Raw genomic sequence first — 17,440 nt, forward strand, 5'->3', positions numbered from 1 at the left:
GCGTCGTGGACGGTCATGGCAGATCGAGCGGGAGCCCTACATGCCAGCGCAATACCCCTTTTGTGCCGTCGTCGGCTCCGACGACATGACTCTCGCCCTCACCCTGGTCGCGATCGACCCGCTCATCGGCGGCGTCCTGGTCCGTGGGGAGAAGGGCACCGCCAAGACCACCACCGTGCGCGGTCTCGCCGAGGTGCTGCCGCTGGTACGGACGTACGCGGGCGACCGGTTCTCGGTCGACCCGGACGATTCCCTGGCGGTCTGCCCCGACGGGCCCATCGACGCGTCCACGCCCGTCGTCGAGCGGCCGGTGCGGCTCGTCGAGCTGCCCGTCGGTGCGAGCGACGACCGGGTGACGGGTTCCCTCAAGCTCGACGCGGCGCTACGCGACGGCGCAGTGGCGTTCGAGCCGGGCCTGCTCGCCCGAGCCCACCGCGGCCTGCTCTACGTCGACGAGGTCAACCTGTTGCACGACCACCTCGTCGATCTGCTGCTCGACGCGGCGGCGACCGGCCGGGTCAGCGTGGAGCGCGACGGCCTCTCGGTCGAGCACGCCGCCCGGTTCGTGCTGATCGGCACGATGAACCCCGAGGAGGGCGAGCTCCGCCCGCAGTTGCTCGACCGGTTCGGCCTGACCGTCGAGGTCGCCGCACCGCGCGACCCCTCCCTGCGGGTGGAGGTCGTGCGTCGCCGGCTGGCGTTCGACGCCGACCCGGAGGGCTTCACCGCACGCTGGGCCGACGCGCAGGACGCCCTGCGTGCGCGGCTGGCGGCGGCGCGGCGGCTCATGCCGGACGTCGTGCTCGACGACCAGACGCTGACGACCATCGCCGAGGTGTGCGCCGCGTTCGACGTCGACGGCCTGCGCGCGGACCTCGTCACCGCCCGCACCGCCTCGGCGCACGCCGCCTGGCAGGGACGCGCGCACGTGACCCGCGAGGACGTCCGCGTCGCCGCCCGTCTCGCGTTGCCGCACCGCCGGCGCCGCAACCCGTTCGACGAGCCCGGCCTGGACGAGGACCGGCTCGACGACCTACTGGGCAACGACGACCCCGACCCTGGACCACCGGACGGGCCCGACGACGGCCCCGGTGGTCCCGGCGGCGGGCCGCCGGACGACGCCCCGCAGGACGGCCGGTCCCGGGACGTCCACGACTCCCCCGCCGAAGGATCGCCCACGCCGGACAACGCGCCGCAGCCTGCGGTTGCCGGATCGGTCGCGTCCGCCGGCGAGCCGGCACGCGCCCGCCTGCTCGTCGTGCAGGGCACCGGCGAGGGCCAGGCCGGCCGTCGGTCCCGGGCCCGCACGCCTCAGGGCCGGGTCGTCGGGCAGCAGCGCGGATCGTCCGCCGCCGGCCGCCTGCACCTGCCGGGCACCATCACCGCGGCGGCACCGCACCAGCGTTCCCGTGGCGGCCTGGTCGAGGGCCGCGGTCTCGTCTTCGCCCCGGGCGACCTGCGCCGCGCGGAAACCGTCGGGCGAGAGTCGAACCTCGTCCTGCTGTGCGTCGACGCGTCCGGCTCGATGGCCGCGCGACGGCGCATGGAGCAGGTCAAGACCGCCGTGCTCGCGCTGCTGCTGGACGCCTACCGACGCCGGGACAAGGTCGCGCTGGTGACGTTCCGCCAGCGCACCGCCGACGTCGCGCTGCCGCCGACCGGGTCCGTCGATGTCGCCTCCCGGCGCCTGGCCGACCTGCCGGCCGGCGGGCGGACGCCACTCGCCGAGGGCCTGGAGCGGTCCGCGGAGGTGCTGCGCCGCGAGGCGCTGCGCGACCCGTCCCGCCGGCCGCTGCTGGTCGTGGTGACCGACGGCCGGGCGACCTTCGGGCCGGACGCGCTCGGTCGTGCCCACCGCGCCGCGGCGCACCTGGCCGCTACCGGCGTGCAAAGCGTCGTGGTCGACTGCGAGACCGGACGGTTCCGGCTCGGCCTTGCCGCGCAGCTGGCCGCGACCCTGCAGGCCGAGCACGTGCCGCTCGGTGAGGTGACCGCCGACGGGCTCACCGGCGTCGTCCAGGCGGCGACCGCGCCGCGCGAGGGGGTGGCCTGATGCCGCAGGGCAAGCCGCTGGTCGTCCCGGACGACGGCATCAGCACCCGGGCACGGCGCAACCGGCCGCTGCTGATGGTCCACACCGGCAACGGCAAGGGCAAGTCGACCGCCGCCTTCGGCCTGGCGATCCGCGCCTGGAACCAGGGTTGGGACATCGGGGTCTTCCAGTTCGTCAAGTCGGCCAAGTGGCGCATCGGGGAGCAGACGGTGCTCGAACGGCTCGGCCGCCTGCACGAGGAGACCGGCGAGGGCGGGCCCGTCGAGTGGCACAAGATGGGCTCGGGGTGGTCCTGGAGCCGCAAGGGCGGCACCGAGGCGGACCATGCCGCTGACGCCGCCGAGGGCTGGGCGGAGGTGAAGCGGCGCATCCAGGCCGAGCGGCACCAGCTGTACGTCCTGGACGAGTTCACCTACCCGATGCAGTGGGGCTGGGTCGACGTCGACGACGTCGTCGAGACACTCGCCAACCGTCCTGGCCGCCAGCACGTCGTCGTCACCGGCCGCCGCGCCGACCCCCGCCTCGTCGCGGCGGCCGACCTGGTGACCGAGATGCTGCACGTCAAGCACCCGATGGACGTCGGCCAGAAGGGTCAGCGAGGCATCGAGTGGTGAGTCTGCCGCGCGTGCTGCTCGCGGCACCGGCCTCCGGCCACGGCAAGACCACGGTCGCGACCGGGCTCATGGCCGCGTTGGCCGCCCGTGGGCATGCCGTCTCGGGGCACAAGGTCGGGCCCGACTACATCGACCCCGGATACCACGCGCTGGCCACCGGACGTCCGGGCCGCAACCTCGACCCGCACCTGACCGACCCCACGCTCGTGGTCCCGCTGCTGCTGCACGGCGCCCGGGGCGCGGACGTCGCGGTCGTCGAGGGGGTCATGGGTCTGTTCGACGGCCGCATCGGCGGCGACGGGTTCGCCTCCACCGCCCACGTCGCGACGCTCACCCGGACGCCGGTCGTCCTGGTCGTGGACGTCTCGCACACCTCGCGCAGCGTGGGGGCGGTCGTGCACGGGATGGCGACGTTCCAGCCCGGCGTCACGATCGCGGGTGTCGTGCTCAACAAGGCCGGCTCCCCCCGCCACGCTTCCGAGGCGGCACGCGCGGTGGAGTCCGTCGGCGTCCCCGTGCTGGGGATCCTGCAACGCGACGGTGGTGTCAGCGCGCCTTCGCGCCACCTCGGGCTCGTCCCCGCAGCCGAGCGCGACGAGGCCGCCGCCTCGCTGGACAGGCTGGCCGAGCAGGTCGCCCGCCACGTCGACCTCGACGCCGTGCTGGAGGTGGCGCACAGCGCGCCCGACCTCGACTCCGAGCCGTGGGACCCGGCCGCGCACGTCCGGCACCCCGGCACCGGATCCCCGATCATCGCGGTCGCGGCCGGGCGGGCGTTCACCTTCCGGTACGCCGAGACGACCGAGCTGCTGCAGGCGGCGGGCTGCACCGTCGTGCCGTTCGACCCGGCCCGGGACGAGCGGCTTCCCGCCGGGACGCGCGGTCTGTATCTCGGCGGAGGTTTCCCCGAGGTGCACGCGGCCGCGCTGAGCACCAACACGGCCCTGCGCGACGAGCTGCGTCAGGCCGTCCTGGACGGCGTCCCGACGGTGGCCGAGTGCGCCGGCCTGCTGTACCTGTGCCGTTCCGTCGACGGGCATCCCATGGTCGGGGCGCTCGACGCCGACGCGGTCATGACGCCCCGGCTCACCCTGGCGTACCGCCGGGCCGAGCTCGGCTCGGACCAGCTCCTCGGCGCACGCGGGACCGGTGCCACGGCGCACGAATTCCACCGCACCACGGTCACCCCCGTGCGCGGCGAGCGTCCCGCGTGGACGCTGGAGGGCGGCGACGTCGGGTTCGCGGGCCCGACGCTCAACGCGTCCTACCTGCACGTGCACTGGGCCGGGCACCCGCACCTGGCCCAGTCGTTCGCGGACGCGGTGCACCAGTCGGACGCGATCGCGGCGCCTGGTGCGCCACGGACGCACGCCGTCGCCGCGCCACCGGACTCCGGACCGCCCGCAGCCCCGTTGCGCCACCACGGCGACGTGGAGCTGTCCGCCGGCCTGCTGGACCTGGCGGCCGACGTCAGCCGCCTGCCCCGCCCGGAGTGGCTCGAGCGGGCGCTGCGCGACGGAATCGCGACCTCCGACACCTACCCCGAAGCCACCGCGGCTCACGTCGCTGTGGCGCGTCGCCACGGTCGTGACGAGTCCGAGGTCCTCGTCACGGCCGGCACCGCCGAGGCGTTCTTCCTGCTCGCCCGAGCACGCCCTTGGCGACGCCCGGTCGTCGTGCACCCTCAGTTCACCGAGCCCGACGTCGCGCTACGCGCCGCGGGCCACACCGTCACCCATGTCCTGTGCCGGACCGAGGACGACTTCGCCCTCGACCCCGGCGCCGTCCCTGACGACGCGGACCTCGTCGTGGTGGGCAACCCCGCCGACCCGACCGGGCGCCTGCACGCCGCCGCGACCCTGCGCGGCCTGTGCCGCCCCGGGCGCGTTGTCGTCGTGGACGAGACGTTCATGGACTTCGTGCCGGGCGAGCCGCAGACGCTCACCTCGCACCGGCTACCGGGGCTGGTCGTGCTGCGAAGCCTGACCGAGCTGTGGTCGATTCCCGGCATCCGCGCCGGGTACGTCGTGGGCGACGCCGCCGTGGTCGCCGACCTCCGAACCCAGCAACCGCCCTGGTCGGTCGGCACCCCGGCGCTGCATGCCGTCGTCGCGACCGCCGGGCCGCAGGCCGAGGCCGAGGCGGGACGCCGGGCCGCGCTGTGTGTGCAGCAGCGGCGCACGCTCGTGGACGGGCTGAGCGAGCTCGGCCTCACGGTCGCGGAGTCCAACGCCCCGTTCGTCCTCGCCCGGCTGGGCTCCGGGGCGCACGCGCGCCTCAGGGCCGCGGGCGTGGCCGTCCGCCGAACCGACACCTTCCCCGGCCTCGACAGCTCGTGGGCACGCATCGCCGTCCGCGAGCCGGCCGCCACCCGCCATCTGCTCACCACGTTGGGACTCACCGTCGCATGGAGCTGAACGTCACCGGTCGCAGCGTGCTCGTCCTCGACGGGGGTCCGGGCGCCATCGCCACGGTCGCCGCGCTGCTGCGTGAGGGGGCAGCTGTCACTGTCGCAGCGCCGACCGTCTGCGCCGCGCTGGAGGACCTCGTCCTCCGTCGCCGCCTGACCTGGGTCACGGCACCCGTGGACGAGGGCCGCTTCGATGTCGTGCTGCGGGCCGTCGCGCCTCCGACGACTGACGCACCCGCCCGGACGGACCGGGCCGGTCACGTCACGCTGGTCGGCGCCGGCCCCGGGGACCCCGGTCTGGTCACCGTCGCCGGACGTGCGGCCATCGAGCAGGCCGATGTGATCGTCGCCGACCGGCTCGCGCCGTGGGAGGCGCTGGCGTGGGCCCGCCCGGAGGCCGAGGTCGTCGACGTCGCGAAGATCCCCTACGGGCGAAGCACCAGCCAGGAGGAGATCAACCGAATCCTCGTGAGGCACGCACGCGCTGGGCGTCACGTCGTGCGGCTCAAGGGCGGCGACTCCTACGTGTTCGGCCGAGGCTTCGAGGAGGTTGCCGCGTGCGCCGACGCCGGGGTCGCCACCACTGTGGTGCCCGGCGTGACGTCCAGCGTCGCGGGCCCCGAGCTCGCCGGCATTCCGGTCACCCACCGCGGACTCGTCCAGGGCTTCACCGTCATCTCCGGCCACGTGCCGCCGGGCCACCCCGATTCGTCGATCGACTATCCGTCCCTCGCCCGCTCCGGCACCACGATCGTGGTGCTCATGGGCGTGCGTACCCTTCCTGCCATCGTCGAAGCGCTCATCGCCGCCGATCTGGACGAGGGCACGCCGTGCGCGGTCGTGGCGGACGCCAGCCTGGCCAGCCAGCAGGTCGTCCGCAGCACCCTCGCCCACGTCGTCGACGACATCGCCGCGGCCGGCATCGGCGCCCCGGCCGTCGCGGTCATCGGTCACGTGGCCGCGCTGGAGCCACGTCCTGCGCGGACGGTCGTGACAGTCGCCGCACCCTTTCCCGCTTGAATACCTGATATGGTCGTCCCACCTTGCTGAAGGAAGCCGGTGCGATCCCGGCGCAGTCGCGCTACTGTGACGCCGCTTGCGGCGAAGCCAGACCCTCCAGCCAGGTGAACATTCATCGACGGGACGCAGAATTCCCAAGGAGTGTCATGTCTCAGGCAACCACGGCCGCTCCGGCCGCTGTTCCCACCGTTCCCGTGCGCGAGCTCGCCCCCTGGGCGCTGTTCTTCGCGCTGCTCACCGCCGTCGTCCTGTACTTCGTGGGCGCCGAGCAGGGAGCATTCTCCGTCTTCGAGGGCACCGCCGTGCACGAGTTGGTGCACGACGCACGGCACGTCTTGGGCTACCCCTGCCACTGATGCTCGCGCGTCTCCTGGCTTACCCCTGCCACTGACCTCGCGCGTCTCTTGGCCAACTCCTGCCACTGACGCTCGCACGTCTCTTGGCCTACTCCTGCCACTGACGCTCGGTGTCTGCGGCCGGCCCAATTCTTCTTCCTCTCGCTCCCGGCCCTGCCGGCGGCTCGTGCTGCCCGTGGCCGGCTCTCGGACGGACCCTCGATGGCCCCTCGTACCTTCCTCGTGCACGGCCTACTGGCCGGCCTGATCGCCGGCTTCGCGGCCTTTCTCGTCGCCTACGTCGTCGCTGAACCCCAGGTCAACACCGCCATCGCTCTGGAGGAGGCGGGCGCGGCCGAAGACGGGCACCCGCACGACGACGCGACCGCGGAGCAAGCCCACAGCCACGGTGAGGAGGCCGAGGTCTCCCGCGACACGCAGTCGACCTGGGGCCTGGCAACCGGCACCATCCTGCTGGGCGCCGTCCTCGGCGGCGCCACGGCGCTCGCTGCCGCGTTCGCCGTCGGACGCCTGGGCACGCTCTCAGCACGAGCCTCCACCGCGGTGGTGGTCGGCGTCGGTTTCGTCGCCACGGCGCTGGTGCCGTTCTTCAAGTATCCCGCCACGCCGCCGGCGGTGGGCTCGGGCGACACGATCGGCGAGCGGACCGCCCTGTACTTCGGCTTCTGGGCGCTGAGCCTCGTCGCGGCGATCGGCGCCGTGCTCCTGGCCCGGCGGGTCCTGCCCCAGCTGGGCGCGTACGCCGCGGTGCTGGTCGGTGCCGCCGCATACCTCGTGGTGGTCGTGGTCGCCGGCGCAGTCCTGCCGACGGTCAACGAGGTCGGCGACTTCCCGGCCGACACGCTCTGGTACTTCCGCCGCTCGTCGGTCATGACCCTGGCCGCGACGTGGGCCGTCCTCGGCTTCGTGCTGACCGGCCTGGTCGGACGTGACGCGGACCGAGCCGCCGAGCGGCTGCGCCGCCGGGAGCTGGCCGCCACGCTGTGACCCGCCCCGCGCGCTCGGTCGGCCACGGGGGAGGTTGAGGGGCCGCGTTCGCGGGCCCGGTCGGCGTCGCCCCGGCCGGCGTCGACGACGACGCCGGCCGGGGCGAGCACCGTGCCCGAGACGGGGGACGGGCCGGCCGGTCCGTGACGGATTGGCCGCGCACCACCGGCCGCACGGCTGCGGTCAGCGTGCCGGCAGCGCTTGCACCCAGCCCAGCGCGGCGTCGACGTCGCGGACGACCCGCACACCGCCCGACGGGCCGGCTCGGCGGACGACGACCACCGGCATCGCCCGCTCGGCGGCGACCTCGAGCTTCGCGACGGTGTGGTCACCGCCGGAGTCCTTCGTCACCAGGACGTCCGCGTCTGCCATCACCTGCCGCTCGTGTTCGATCCCGTACGGTCCACGGCTGCGCAGCAGCATCCAGGAGGCTGGAAGGCGGATGTCCGGCTCGTCCACCACGCGCACGAGGCACGCGTGGCGGCGCAGCGGCTCGACGAAACGTCCGAGCGACTGCCGCCCGACGGTGAGGAACGGCCGTTCCCCCAGCCCTGCCGCCACGCGGGCGGCCTCGTCGTGGTCGCCGACCCAGTGCCAGCCGGACGCCTCAGGCCGTCCGGCCCAGCCGGGCCGCTCCAGGCGGAGCAGCGGAACGCCGACCGCCGGGCACGCCGCAGCCGCGTTGGCGCTGATCCTTTCCGCGAACGGGTGTGTCGCGTCGACGACGGCATCCACCCCGGCCCCCTCCAGGTACGTCGTCAGCCCCTCGATCCCACCGAAGCCACCGACACGCACCTGTCCGACCGGCAGTTGCGGACGCACGACACGTCCCGCAAGCGAGGTCACGACTTCGACACCGTTCTCGACGAGCGCGGCCGCCAGCGCGCGGGCCTCCCCCGTCCCGCCGAGCACGAGGACCCTCATGTGCGCGGTCCGATCACGGGGACGCCCGGCTTCAGCGGCACGGGGCTCATGGCCGCCTCCGGCTCCGCGCCCGCGGCCAGCGCCTGCACCCACTGCCCGCGGCCGATCTCCGTCCCGTCGGCGCAGACCTCAGTAGTCGTGCCGCCACCATGAGCCGGGCGGGACGGCGAGCCTGTGCATCCACCGCTCCAGTATCGCTCCCTGTCTGCCCGGGTGGAGGACAAGGGTCGGCCCGGGTCGTCGACCCGGGCCCACCCTTTCCCTCTGTGAGTCAGCCCAGGTCAGAGGCCGTAGGCGCGGATGACCGTCTGGTCGATGCCGTTGCCCGGCGGTAGGCACTGACCCCCGGTGCCGCCCGCCCGCCTGGGACAGCCTCGGCTACGCCCACCACCTCGGCGACTACCAGCGGGCCACGTCGCCGTCGCCGAGCACGGCACGGGCCTGTCGCAGAACCTCGACAGGCCGGTCGATGCCCGCCGCGGTGGACCCCGCGCCCTCGGAGATGGTGACGACGTTGGGGATCAGCGCCCGAATCTGTAACTATCCGTGGCGTGATGCTCACCGAAGGACCTGGTCGCCGGGGGGCGTCGGAATGAGCGGCCGGCTGGGCACGCTCCTACGGCGGCACCGTGCGTCCGCCGGGCTCACCCAGGAGAAGCTCGCCGAGCTGGCGGGCGTCGCGGTGCGTACCGTACGGAACCTCGAACTCGGCCGGGTGGCCCGACCGCAGCGCCGCACCGTGGAGGAACTGGCCGACCGGCTCCGTCTCTCCGAGCCGGACCGGTCCCGGTTGCTCTCCGTGGCCCGTGGCGGCCCGGAGGACGACCAGGCGGGCTCGCTGCCCGGGGACCTGGCCGACTTCGCCGGCCGGGCCGAGGAGCTGCGCCGGCTGGCCGGCGAGGCGGAGGCCGCCCGCCGGTCCGGGGCCGTCCGGGTCGTCGTCGTCAGCGGCCCGCCCGGCGTGGGAAAGACCAGCCTGGTGGTGCACTCCGCGTACGCCCAGGCACGCCGGTTCCCGTACGGGCCGCTCTTCGTCGACCTGCGGGGCATGGACGACGAGCCGACGACCCTGGCGCAGGCCCTCGACCAGTTGCTCACCGCCCTCGGCGTGGCCCAGCCGCCGTCCTCGCCGGACGCCCGGCTGACCCTCTGGCGCACCCTCAGCGCCGACCGCCGGGGGCTGCTGGTCCTGGACGACGCCCGGGACGAGGCGCAGGTGCGGTCCCTGTTGCCGAGCGGGCCGGGCTGGCTGGTCCTGGTCTCCAGCCGGAACGTGCTGGCCGGGCTGGTCGGGGTGCACCGGTTGCCGCTGGGGGTGCTGTCGGACGTCGAGACGCACACCCTGCTCGCCACGGCGGTGGGCGGTGGACGGATCGACACCGAGGGCGCGGCGGCGGTGGAGCTGGGCCAGCTCTGCGGCGGGCTGCCGCTCGCCCTCCGGGTGGCCGTGAACCGGCTCGCGGTGCGTCCGGAGTGGAGCGTGCAGTCGCTGGTCGAGCGGCTCCGCGACGAGCGGCGCCGGCTCGACGTGCTGCGGGCCGGCGACGTCCAGGTGCGCAGCGCGTTCGAGCTGTCGTACCGGCTGCTCGACGCGCCGGCCCGGCGGGCGTTCCGGCTGCTGGCCGCCGTTCCGCTGCCGCAGTACTCCGCACCGGTGGTCGCGGCCCTGACCGGCGAACCGGTGACGGTCACCGAGGACCGGCTCGACGGGCTGGTGGACGCGGGACTGCTCACCGCTGGGGCCACCCCCGGCCGGTACGTCCTGCACGACCTGCTGGCGCTCTTCGCCGCCGAGCGGGTCGCCGGGGACGAGACGGCGGAGAGCCGGGAGGCGGCCAGGGACCGCCTGGCCGCGTACCTGCTGGGCCGGGTCGCGGCGGCCGATGGGTGGCTCGACCCGGCCTGCCGGGGGGACTTCGTCGCCGGGGACGACCCGAACGCCAGCGGCCGGACCCACCTGAGCCTCGCCGAGGTGCTGCTGCGGGCGTGGGAACCGGAGCGGGCCCGGCACGCGCCCGACGGGGCCACCGACATCCTCGATGCGGTGAACGACATCCCATCGGCCCGGCACGCGGAGCGGGTGCGGGCCCGGCTCGGCGAGCCCTTCAGGTGACCGGGTCGACGCCGGAGCGGCGACGCTGCACCAACCCGAGGGTGATCGCCTCCAGGGTCAGCTCGGCCTTGTTCCCGACGTCGAGCTTCGACCTGATCCGGGTGACGTAGGTGTTCACCGTGGCCTCGGAGATGCCCAGCCTGCGGGCCGTCTGGGCGTGCGTCAGGCCCTGGGCGATCAGCTCCAGGGTCGCCGCCTCCCGGGGAGCGAGCGCGGGCCGGCGGGGCGCCCGGGAACGTGTCCGGACCCGGCCCGGCCCGGGACCCGGCGCGTAGGCCGGGCCCCCGCCGCCGGCGGGCCCCCGACCGCCGGTGACCGCGCCGCCGGGCCGGGCACCGCCGACCGGCCACTCCGGGCCGGGGCCGTCCGCGTCGGCGCGGAACCGGGCGGAGAGCATCGGGCACAGGTAGAACCCGCCGGCCGCGGTGACGTCGAGGGCGATCCGCAGCTGCGTACGCTCGGTCGCGGTGCTCACCACAGAACGGGCGCCGGCCCGGATCGCCTCCAGCGTCGTGGCCTTCGTCGACTCCGGCATCATCACCAGGGTCGGGTGTCGGGCGCAGGACCACCGGACCACCTGCGGCAGCGGGTCGACCAGGACCACGACCGTGTCGGGGCCCCCGCCGGCCGCGGTCACCTCGCTCGCCGTGTCGACGGTGAGCAGGCACCGAACCAGGTCGTTGCCGTCGATCAGCTGGTGCACCCCGCGCCGGGCCAGCGGCTCGGACACCACCACACACACGTCGTACATCCGCCCACCTCTCGGTGATCAGTCAACTACGGAACAGATGGCGGGGCGAGGCAAGGCGACCGGCAAGAACGGCGTCACACCGACAGATAGCCGAGTTCGACCGCGCGCTGGGTCAGCTCGGCCTTGTTGGCGGCGCCGAGCTTGCGGCGCAGCCGCTTCGCGTACGTGTTGATGGTCTGTTCCGTGACTCCCAGGCGGCGGGCGGCCTGCCGGTGGGTGAGGCCCTGGGCGATGCACCGGAGCGTCTCCACCTCCCGGGGGCCCAGGGACGCCGGGTCTCCCCGGCCGTCGCCGTCCGGCCGGCCGCCGACCGACGACGCCACGCTCCGCGACAGGTACGACCCACCGGTGAGCACCGCCGACCGGGCCAGGTCCAGCTCGTCGGTGCCGTCGCCGTCCCGTAGGACGGCCCGGACCCCGGCCGCGAGCAGCGCCAACGGGGCGACCGTCGTCTCAGGAGGCAGCACGAGAAGGACCAGCCCGTCGGCGGTGAGGTCGGCCAGCTCCGGCCAACGTTCGCCGGCCAGCTGGTCCCACCGGATTACGACCGGCATGGGTCCACCGACTTCGGGTGGGTCGACGGTCGACATCAGGTCGCTCCTGGGAAGGATGGGTGCCCGAACCCCCAGCGTGTACCGAGCGCTACCGATGGTAGATGCCCCGGAAGTCCCCGAATTGACGTCTGCCCATGTCCCCCGACGGCCGAGCAGAATCTCCGGCGCGACGTGGGTCGCCCACCTCCCCAGCACAGGCGGTCCCGCCTGCGCCGTGACCGCGCCGACACCGGCGCGGCCCGGTGCTGGCATCTGGTCGCGGACCGGCAGCGGCCCGCGTTGTCGTGGCGACAAGGGAGACAGATCACATGATTTCGAGGGACCGTCCGGCAGCCGCCTCGGAAGGGCGCCGGTACCTGCGGTTACGCTGCTTCGGCGGGTTCCGGCTGGAGCCGGACGGCGTTCCGGTGGACTGGTCGGGCGTGCGCCCCCGGATCCGGACCCTGATGCGTTACCTCGCGGCGGAGGCCGGTCAGCCGGTGCACCGGGAGCGGATCACGGCGGCGCTCTGGCCGGAGCTGCCGGACCGGGCCGCGGTCAACAACCTGCACGTCGGCGTCTCGACGCTGCGTACCTTCCTGGAGCCCGGCGTGGCCCGGGGCGCGTCCCGGTTCATCGTCCGCGACGGGTCGTCGTACCGGTTGGACGTGGGGGCGGGCGGTGTCTGCGACGTGTCGGCCTTCGAAGCGGCGCTGGCCGCCGTTCGGCGGGCCCGGTCGGCCGGCGAGGACACGGCCGCCGTCGCGGCGCTCCGTGGCGCGCTCGACCACTACACCGGTGACCTGCTGCCCGAGGACGGACCCGCCGAGTGGGTGCTCGCCGGCCGGGACCGGCACCGGACCCGGGCGACGGAGGCCGCGGTGCTGCTCGCCAGGCTGGAGCTGAACCAGGGACGGGCCCGGGCCGCGGCGACGGCGGCCCGGCGGGCGCTGGAGCTGGACGGTTACCACGACGACGGATGGCGGCTACTGGTCACCGCGCAGCGCCGGGCCGGCGACGTGGCGGCGTCCCAACGCAGCCAGCAGACGTACGAGCGGATGCTCCGCTCGCTCGGTGTCGCCCGGCCGGGCGACACCCGGCCCGTGCACGTCACGGCCGCCTGAACACCTCGATCTCGGCCAGCGCCACCTGCCGTCCCTGCTGCGCGCCGTAGCTGGCGTCGACGGTCAACCGGAGCCGGGCCACCCCGCCCGTCACGTGGTGGAAGCTCTGCGGTCCGGGCCGGTCGGTCAGGCGCAGCACGGTGGTGCTGCTCGTGCCGTCCCTGGTCCACAGGGTCATCGTCAGCTCGGCCGGCCTCCCCTGCCGGACGAACGCGTCCTGCTGCGGGGACGCCCCGGTGTGCACGATGAGATCCATCAGCCGGATCGGCGGGTCGAAGGTCAGCTCCACGTACTGGCCGGTGGCCGGCCGGTCGGTTGCGGGCGCCCAGTACCGGTTGTTCAGGCCGTCCACGGTGGACCGGGCGGGGTGACCGGACGCCTCACTGGAGGCCGTCACCGTGCGCGGCAGGACCGCCTCGGGCTTCGCCGTCCGGTCCCGGACCGCGTCGACGACCGGGCCGGCGAACCGGGCGACGGCCCAGACCGCCCCGGCGACCAGGACCAGGACCACGAGCACCGCGAGCAGCCGCCGCAGCCGGCCCCGGCCGGGCCGCCGCCGGGGCCACCGCAGCCGCCGCCACCACGGTACGACCGCCGTCGGTCGGACCGTCGCGGTCAGCGGCCGACCGCACCCCCGGCAGAACGAGCTGCCGCCCCGGTTGGTGGTCCCGCAGGCCGGGCAGAGCACGTCGTCCGCGCCGCCGGACCGGTCACCGGCGAAGTCGCGGACCTCCGGCGTGGGCGCGACGGGCCGGCCCGGAAGCACCGCGCCGGGCTGGCCGGCGACGGGAGGCCGGCCGGCGGCCGGCGGTGGGGTGCCGGCGGCCCGATCGGGGGGCGGGATGGGACCGGTCCCGTCGGCGGGGCGCACCGGGACCACGAGCGCGGCGGCCCGCCGAAGGTCCCGCTCCTGCGCCCGGTGTTCCTCGTGCCCGACGTCCCCGGTCCCGGCCGCCGGCTTGGCCGCCGGTTCGGTCGGTTCGGTCGGTTCGGTCGGTGTCCTGGCCGGCGGTTCCGCCGCCGCCGTCCCGCCCGTCCCGGCCGGCGTTCCGGTCGCGGTCGCGGCCGGCGTGGCGCCGCCGCCGGCCGGGGCGTCCCTGGCGGTCGTGGTCGCCGGCGCGGGTGCCGTGTCGGTGGCGTCCCAGGCAAGAAAGGCGCCGCAGGTGCCGCAGAAGCCGTCGCCGGTGGCCACCTCGGCGCCGCAGTTGTCGCAGATCCTCACCGGGGCCCGCCCGCCGCCGGGCCGCCGTCGGGCGACAGCACCTCCACGGTGTACGGCACGTGTGCCGGCCGGTTCGCCTCGACCACCGCCCGGAGCCGGGACTCCAGGGCCGCGGTGGGCTCGGACACCCTGATCCGTACGGTCAGGGCCGGCTCGGCGGAGCCGGGCAGCTCGGCGCCCGGGGTGGCGGACCAGGCGGTCCCGCCGCTCTCGGCGATCTCGGGGGTGACACCGGTGGCGAGCCGGATCTCCTCGGCGAGCCCGGCGGCGGTGCCGCGCACCCGGTGCCGGGCGACCGCGCCGGCGACCACCCGGCGGCGCTCGTCGGGGGCCGCGTCGCGCCCGCCCCCGGCGGCGACCCAGCCACCCAGCCAGTCCACGAAGTCCGGCGGGGCCAGCGCCGGGTCGAAGTACGCCCACAGGCTGTCCAGCGTGGCGTGCACCGGCGCGATGACCTGGTCGTACGCGCCGGTCAGGCGCTGGGCCAGATCGTCGGCGGCGTAGACGGCGGGCAGCCGCCGACCCAGCGGGTCGGGCGTGGCCAGCCCCTCGATGGCGGCGCGCATCCGCGTGTTCCCTCCTGCTCAGGCGCCCGGTGGGCGCTCGTCGACCCGGACCTGGTGCTGGTGGGAGAAGGCGAGGGCGTGCCGGTCCAGCTCGATCCGGGTCACCTGCTCGCCCCGGCGGCCGGTCAGCGGGTCGGCGGGGAACATCCGTACCTCCTCGACCACCTCGACCCCCGGCAGCCGTTGCAGGACCCCGAAGATCTCCCCGGAGTGCACCTGCCGCCCGAACGGCCACCCGGTCCCCTCCGGCCCGCCGCGTACCGGGTCGAGGTACCGGTACAGGGTGGCCGTCGCCTCGGCACGGAGCTGCGCGGCGGCCGTGTCGGGACGGGGAACAAGCCGGGCCGCGACCGTGACGCCCTGGTAGAACGGCGGCTCCACCATGAGCCGGGTGCCCACCGGGCGGCGGGCGTCGAGGTGCTCGGCGATGGTGGCGAGCATCCCGTCCGGGGGCACCAGGTCCTCGAAGTGGAGTCGGCCCTCCTCGTCGGCGACCACCTCCGGTACGACCAGCAGCCGGACCCCGCCCGCCGCGCTGCCGTCGCCGGCGGGCAGGCACCGGACCCGGGCCGCGGCGGGGCAGGCCTGCCGGGCCAACAGCTCGTAGTCGCGGGCGGTCACCGCCCGGTCCTGCGCGCGCAGCTGCACCGGCCCGCGCAGCCGGGCCTCCGCCACGGTCTCCCCGTCGACGCCGCCGGTGGCCGGGCCCCGGTTCTCCACCCCCGAGATGTACGGCATGGAGCTGCGCAGGACGGCCAGGGCGCCCCGGGCGACGTTGCCGCTGTGTCCGCCCCCGGTGCGGTAGCGCCGGACCCGGACCCGCGACCCGGCGGCGGGTACGGCGCCGTACCGGCGCAGGGCGCCGTCGGGCTGCCGGACGGCCGGCCCGAACAGGACTTCCCCGGCGGTCCGGTCGACGACGACGTGCCGGTCGTCCGGCCCGGACCCGCTGAACGTGTCCACCTCGGTCCACTCCAGCCACCCCGCACCGTCGGCGGTCTCCACCATCAGCGGGTGCTCGTCGGGGACGATCGGCGGCCGGGCCACCGTGAACCGCTGGCCGGGCACCCCCTCGGCCTCCCCCACCTGCTCGCCGAGGACGGTCTCGGCGTGCACGGCGGTGACCGTGCCGCCGATCGTGGCCGCCTCGACCGAGCGCACGGTCGGGGACGCGGCGTAGAAGGGCTGGCCGGGTCGGGCCTCGACCAGCCGGCACCGCAGCCAGCCGGCCCGCTGCCCGCCCACCACGGAGGTGACGTGGGCGGCCGGCATGTGCAGCACCACCTCGCCCGGCCGGTTCAGCCCGCCGGTGTCGTCGTGGTCGACGTCGCAGGGCGACCAGTCCACGCCGGTCCACGCCTCCCACACCAGCGGCGGCTGGCGCGGGTCCACGCCGACGCCCTCCACCCGGCTGTCCATCCGCAGCAGGACCGCGCAGGATCCGACTGCGGCGGAGAGGCCGAGCAGCATGGCGTCCCCGACCGAGGGGACGGCCGGGAAGCAGGCCACGTCCCGGCCGTCGAGCAGCTCCTCGGTCCGGTCCACCGGAGGGCCCTGGGCCGGGTGGACGCGCAGCCGGGTCAGCTCGCAGGGCACCACCGCCAGGTCCGCGGCGGTGGTGAACACGATGGCCTCGTCGGTCTGGGTCCGTTCCGTGCCGACCTCGGTGCCGGCGCGCAGCACCACCGGCTGGGTCTGCGGGCCCGAGAGCCAGAACGTGACGTCCCCCCGGGCGGCCGTGGGAGGGAACGGCCGGACGCCGATCAGGTCGAGGAAGGCCAGGTAGTTCTTCTCCGGAACCCGGTTGAGCCGGTACAGGAGCTGGTCGACCATGTGGGCGAACGTTTCGACCAGGGTCACCCCGGGATCGGAGACGTTGTGGTCGCTCCACTCCGGGCAGCGCTGCTGGATGAAGCGTTTCGCCTCGTCGACGAGCTGCTGGAAGCGACGGTCGTCCAGGTCGGGCGCGGGCAGCGGCATCAGGCGGCGCTTTCCTCGTGGGACGGGATGACGTAGAACGGGAAGACCAGGTTGCGGGGGTCGTTGGTGCCCCGGATCGAGTACCGGACGTCGATGTAGAGCACCCCGGCGTCCTCGGCGTCGAAGCCGATCACGACGTCGTGGACGTCGATCCGGGGCTCCCACCGGTCCAGCGCCCGGCGTACCTCGAAGGCGATGCGCCCGGCGGTGTTCTCGTCGGCGGGGGCGAAGACGTAGTCGTGCACCCCGCAGCCGAACTCCGGCCGCATCGGCCGCTCGCCCGGGGCGGTGCCGAGGATGAGCTGGATCGCCTCGACGATCTCCCGCTCCCGGTCGACCAGAGCGATCCCGCCCGTGGCGTCGGTACGCAGCGGGAACGCCCAGCCCGCCCCGATGAACTGCTCCGCCACCTGCTCACCCGCCGATCAGCACGGTCGGCGCGCCGGTGCTCACCACGGCCTTGCAGGTGGTGGCGTCGCCCCGGCGCGCGGCCTGGTGCCCGCCGATCAGCACCCGGCGCAGCGGCGGCGGCACGGCCGGCACGATCCGGTTGGTCAGCAGGAGCACGGCGTGCTGCGGCGGCTTGTCGCAGACGCAGACGGTGCCGACCACGGCGGCGGGCTTCCCGGCGATGAGCACGCTGGAGACCCCGAGCAGCGGGGCGCTGGGCGTACCCGGTGGCAGGGCCCGCCCGCCGGGTGGGCCGATCGTCCCGGTGGGCGGCCCGGGGGTGAGCCCGGTGGCGAGGTGGCTGATCTGGTCACCGATGCGCGCGGCCGGTGGCATG

16 protein-coding genes, 1 pseudogene and 1 riboswitch are annotated in these 17,440 nt (G+C 75.1%); of the genes and pseudogenes, 9 read left to right on the forward strand and 8 right to left on the reverse strand.

Annotation, left to right across the window (positions count from 1 at the left end):
• Nucleotides 1-40 precede the first annotated feature (40 nt).
• The 7 genes and pseudogenes from ACFYZF_RS18390 to ACFYZF_RS18420 all read left to right on the forward strand — a co-directional run bounded on the left by ACFYZF_RS18390 (nucleotide 41) and on the right by ACFYZF_RS18420 (nucleotide 7,440).
• Nucleotides 41-2,053 carry a VWA domain-containing protein gene (locus ACFYZF_RS18390; RefSeq protein WP_387022019.1) on the forward strand — a complete coding sequence of 671 codons (2,013 nt, stop codon included), beginning with the start codon at nucleotides 41-43 and terminating at the stop codon, nucleotides 2,051-2,053.
• Complete coding sequence (gene cobO / locus ACFYZF_RS18395) at nucleotides 2,053-2,667, forward strand: cob(I)yrinic acid a,c-diamide adenosyltransferase (protein ID WP_350884770.1); 615 nt, start codon at nucleotides 2,053-2,055, stop codon at nucleotides 2,665-2,667. Before ACFYZF_RS18390 ends, cobO begins: the two co-directional genes overlap by 1 nt.
• Nucleotides 2,661-3,989: pseudogene (locus tag ACFYZF_RS18400) on the forward strand (cobyrinate a,c-diamide synthase); the annotation flags it as partial. The gene cobO and the pseudogene ACFYZF_RS18400, both read left to right, overlap by 7 nt.
• Nucleotides 3,990-5,084: an Rv2231c family pyridoxal phosphate-dependent protein CobC gene (gene cobC / locus ACFYZF_RS18405; protein WP_387022176.1), complete on the forward strand. Its 1,095-nt coding sequence runs from the start codon at nucleotides 3,990-3,992 to the stop codon at nucleotides 5,082-5,084.
• Complete coding sequence (gene cobA, locus ACFYZF_RS18410; protein ID WP_387022022.1) at nucleotides 5,075-6,097, forward strand: uroporphyrinogen-III C-methyltransferase; 1,023 nt, start codon at nucleotides 5,075-5,077, stop codon at nucleotides 6,095-6,097. The genes cobC and cobA overlap by 10 nt, the downstream gene beginning before the upstream one ends.
• A gap of 19 nt (nucleotides 6,098-6,116) precedes the next feature.
• A riboswitch (adenosylcobalamin (AdoCbl) riboswitch) is annotated at nucleotides 6,117-6,204 on the forward strand.
• Nucleotides 6,205-6,243: 39 nt separating this feature from the next.
• Nucleotides 6,244-6,453 carry a CbtB-domain containing protein gene (locus ACFYZF_RS18415; protein ID WP_387022025.1) on the forward strand — a complete coding sequence of 70 codons (210 nt, stop codon included), beginning with the start codon at nucleotides 6,244-6,246 and terminating at the stop codon, nucleotides 6,451-6,453.
• A gap of 201 nt (nucleotides 6,454-6,654) precedes the next feature.
• Entirely contained in the window at nucleotides 6,655-7,440 is a 786-nt protein-coding gene (locus ACFYZF_RS18420) for a CbtA family protein (protein WP_387022028.1), read from the forward strand.
• A gap of 183 nt (nucleotides 7,441-7,623) precedes the next feature.
• Here ACFYZF_RS18420 and ACFYZF_RS18425 read toward each other — a convergent pair whose 3' ends face one another.
• Nucleotides 7,624-8,352, reverse strand: coding sequence for a cobalt-precorrin-6A reductase (locus tag ACFYZF_RS18425; RefSeq protein WP_387022031.1), 729 nt, complete (start codon nucleotides 8,350-8,352; stop codon nucleotides 7,624-7,626).
• Nucleotides 8,353-8,956: 604 nt separating this feature from the next.
• Between ACFYZF_RS18425 and ACFYZF_RS18430 the strand changes: the two genes are divergently transcribed.
• A complete protein-coding gene (locus ACFYZF_RS18430; RefSeq protein ID WP_387022034.1) occupies nucleotides 8,957-10,477 on the forward strand; it encodes a helix-turn-helix domain-containing protein in 1,521 nt (506 codons plus the stop codon).
• On the opposite strand, the gene ACFYZF_RS18435 is transcribed toward ACFYZF_RS18430, so the two are convergent.
• Together ACFYZF_RS18435 and ACFYZF_RS18440 are read right to left on the reverse strand one after the other, a co-directional pair.
• Nucleotides 10,470-11,228, reverse strand: a complete 759-nt coding sequence (locus ACFYZF_RS18435) for a response regulator transcription factor (protein ID WP_387022037.1) — start codon at nucleotides 11,226-11,228, stop codon at nucleotides 10,470-10,472. The two genes, ACFYZF_RS18430 and ACFYZF_RS18435, sit on opposite strands and share 8 nt — an antisense overlap.
• Before the next feature lie 74 nt (nucleotides 11,229-11,302).
• Nucleotides 11,303-11,782, reverse strand: coding sequence for a response regulator transcription factor (locus ACFYZF_RS18440; RefSeq protein ID WP_387022040.1), 480 nt, complete (start codon nucleotides 11,780-11,782; stop codon nucleotides 11,303-11,305).
• A 308-nt stretch (nucleotides 11,783-12,090) separates the two neighbouring features.
• On the opposite strand from ACFYZF_RS18440, the gene ACFYZF_RS18445 reads away from it, so the two are divergent.
• Nucleotides 12,091-12,885, forward strand: a complete 795-nt coding sequence (locus ACFYZF_RS18445; protein WP_387022042.1) for a BTAD domain-containing putative transcriptional regulator — start codon at nucleotides 12,091-12,093, stop codon at nucleotides 12,883-12,885.
• Here ACFYZF_RS18445 and ACFYZF_RS18450 read toward each other — a convergent pair.
• The 5 genes from ACFYZF_RS18450 to ACFYZF_RS18470 are packed head-to-tail and all read right to left on the reverse strand — an operon-like array spanning nucleotide 12,872 to nucleotide 17,439.
• A complete protein-coding gene (locus ACFYZF_RS18450) occupies nucleotides 12,872-14,107 on the reverse strand; it encodes an NADase-type glycan-binding domain-containing protein (RefSeq protein WP_387022044.1) in 1,236 nt (411 codons plus the stop codon). The two genes, ACFYZF_RS18445 and ACFYZF_RS18450, sit on opposite strands and share 14 nt — an antisense overlap.
• Entirely contained in the window at nucleotides 14,104-14,673 is a 570-nt protein-coding gene (locus ACFYZF_RS18455; RefSeq protein WP_387022046.1) for a phage tail protein, read from the reverse strand. Before ACFYZF_RS18455 ends, ACFYZF_RS18450 begins: the two co-directional genes overlap by 4 nt.
• A gap of 18 nt (nucleotides 14,674-14,691) precedes the next feature.
• On the reverse strand, nucleotides 14,692-16,653 hold the full coding sequence (locus ACFYZF_RS18460) for a putative baseplate assembly protein (protein ID WP_387022049.1): 1,962 nt from the start codon (nucleotides 16,651-16,653) through the stop codon (nucleotides 14,692-14,694).
• Entirely contained in the window at nucleotides 16,653-17,063 is a 411-nt protein-coding gene (locus tag ACFYZF_RS18465; RefSeq protein ID WP_091462638.1) for a GPW/gp25 family protein, read from the reverse strand. The genes ACFYZF_RS18460 and ACFYZF_RS18465 overlap by 1 nt, the downstream gene beginning before the upstream one ends.
• 4 nt (nucleotides 17,064-17,067) lie before the next feature.
• Nucleotides 17,068-17,439: a PAAR domain-containing protein gene (locus ACFYZF_RS18470; protein ID WP_350889787.1), complete on the reverse strand. Its 372-nt coding sequence runs from the start codon at nucleotides 17,437-17,439 to the stop codon at nucleotides 17,068-17,070.
• Nucleotide 17,440 lies beyond the last annotated feature (1 nt).

It is taken from the genome of Micromonospora sp. NPDC001898, assembly GCF_042891255.1.
Taxonomy (GTDB): domain Bacteria; phylum Actinomycetota; class Actinomycetes; order Mycobacteriales; family Micromonosporaceae; genus Micromonospora.

Coding starts and splice junctions, on each gene's coding strand:
- ACFYZF_RS18390 (WP_387022019.1), top strand. CDS start 41: ATGCCAGCGCAATACCCCTTTTGTGCCGTCGTCGGCTCCGACGACATG.
- cobO (WP_350884770.1), top strand. CDS start 2,053: ATGCCGCAGGGCAAGCCGCTGGTCGTCCCGGACGACGGCATCAGCACC.
- cobA (WP_387022022.1), top strand. CDS start 5,075: ATGGAGCTGAACGTCACCGGTCGCAGCGTGCTCGTCCTCGACGGGGGT.
- ACFYZF_RS18415 (WP_387022025.1), top strand. CDS start 6,244: ATGTCTCAGGCAACCACGGCCGCTCCGGCCGCTGTTCCCACCGTTCCC.
- ACFYZF_RS18420 (WP_387022028.1), top strand. CDS start 6,655: ATGGCCCCTCGTACCTTCCTCGTGCACGGCCTACTGGCCGGCCTGATC.
- ACFYZF_RS18430 (WP_387022034.1), top strand. CDS start 8,957: ATGAGCGGCCGGCTGGGCACGCTCCTACGGCGGCACCGTGCGTCCGCC.
- ACFYZF_RS18435 (WP_387022037.1), bottom strand. CDS start 11,228: ATGTACGACGTGTGTGTGGTGGTGTCCGAGCCGCTGGCCCGGCGCGGG.
- ACFYZF_RS18440 (WP_387022040.1), bottom strand. CDS start 11,782: ATGCCGGTCGTAATCCGGTGGGACCAGCTGGCCGGCGAACGTTGGCCG.
- ACFYZF_RS18445 (WP_387022042.1), top strand. CDS start 12,091: ATGATTTCGAGGGACCGTCCGGCAGCCGCCTCGGAAGGGCGCCGGTAC.
- ACFYZF_RS18455 (WP_387022046.1), bottom strand. CDS start 14,673: ATGCGCGCCGCCATCGAGGGGCTGGCCACGCCCGACCCGCTGGGTCGG.
- ACFYZF_RS18460 (WP_387022049.1), bottom strand. CDS start 16,653: ATGCCGCTGCCCGCGCCCGACCTGGACGACCGTCGCTTCCAGCAGCTC.
- ACFYZF_RS18470 (WP_350889787.1), bottom strand. CDS start 17,439: ATGCCACCGGCCGCGCGCATCGGTGACCAGATCAGCCACCTCGCCACC.